At 66.4% G+C, this 902-nt stretch carries 1 protein-coding gene; it reads left to right on the top strand.

What is annotated here, in order from left to right; translation table 11 throughout:
- A partial coding sequence (locus AC5RWD_RS23135; protein ID WP_494022258.1) for an isocitrate lyase/phosphoenolpyruvate mutase family protein occupies positions 1-902 on the top strand: 902 nt, incomplete at both ends.

Below are 902 nucleotides of genomic sequence, written 5' to 3'. Positions count from 1 at the left end.
CCCACCGTGGTCCGCCGCATCAACAACGCCCTGCTCCGCGCCGACCAGATCGAATTCTCCGAAGGCATCCAGACCGTCGAGGACTGGCTGGTCCCGATCGTCGCCGACGCCGAGGCCGGCTTCGGCGGCCCGCTGAACGCCTACGAACTGATGAAGTCCATGATCCAGGCCGGCGCGTCGGGCGTGCACTGGGAAGACCAGCTCGCTTCGGAGAAGAAGTGCGGCCACCTCGGCGGCAAGGTCCTGATCCCCACCCAGCAGCACGTCCGGACCCTGAACGCGGCCCGCCTGGCCGCCGACGTCGCCGGCACCCCCTCCGTGGTCATCGCCCGCACCGACGCGGAGGCAGCAACCCTGATCACCTCCGACGTCGACGAGCGCGACCAGGAATTCATCCTCCGCGAAGGGGGACAGCCGGTCCGCACCGCGGAAGGCTTCTACAAGGTCCGCAACGGCATCGAACCCTGCATCGCCCGCGCCAAGGCCTACGCCCCGTACTCGGACCTCATCTGGATGGAAACCGGCACCCCGGACCTCGAGCTGGCCCGCAAGTTCGCCGAGGCCGTCAAGGCCGAGTTCCCGGATCAGATGCTCTCCTACAACTGCTCGCCCTCGTTCAACTGGCGCAAGCACCTGGACGACAACACCATCGCGAAGTTCCAGCGCGAACTCGGCGCCATGGGCTTCACGTTCCAGTTCATCACCCTGGCCGGCTTCCACGCCCTGAACTACTCGATGTTCGACCTCGCCCACGGCTACGCCCGCGAAGGCATGAGCGCCTACGTCGAACTTCAGGAAAAGGAATTCGCCTCCGAGTCCCGCGGCTACACCGCAACCAAGCACCAGCGCGAAGTCGGCACCGGCTACTTCGACGACATCTCCACCGCGCTCAACCCGAACGC

It is taken from the genome of Arthrobacter sp. CMU6 (genome assembly GCF_059090205.1).
The sequence above is the reverse complement of the archived record's forward strand: the minus strand, read 5'-3'. Positions and strand labels throughout refer to the sequence as shown.